Origin of the sequence: Bacillus sp. SIMBA_074 (genome assembly GCF_046534555.1) — a bacterium.
GTDB classification, from domain to species: Bacteria; Bacillota; Bacilli; order Bacillales; family Bacillaceae_G; genus Bacillus_A; species Bacillus_A mycoides.
The window spans coordinates 1-246 of the sequence record NZ_JAWRYM010001027.1; the positions used below are offsets into that span (position 1 = coordinate 1).

Below are 246 nucleotides of genomic sequence, written 5' to 3' on the forward strand. Positions count from 1 at the left end.
TGACGATCGTTTCAGCGTCCCCACCGTTTTCAATCAATTCTTTGAAAACTTTTTTAGCGATTTTAGAAGAAATTGTCCCATCTTCAATCAGCTTAATCATTCCTGCCAACGATTCAGCAGTCAATTTGACATCATGCAGCTCTTTTCCTTCTGCATTCAAGAAAGCAGAAACCTCACCCATGATCCAATTTGATGCTAGTTTTGCATCCGCTCCTGAAGCGACTGTCGCTTCAAAGAAATCAGCAC

At 41.5% G+C, this 246-nt stretch carries 1 pseudogene; it reads right to left on the reverse strand.

Features of this window, described 5'->3' with window-relative positions:
* Nucleotides 1-246: pseudogene (locus SB773_RS33890) on the reverse strand (Asp-tRNA(Asn)/Glu-tRNA(Gln) amidotransferase subunit GatB); the annotation flags it as partial.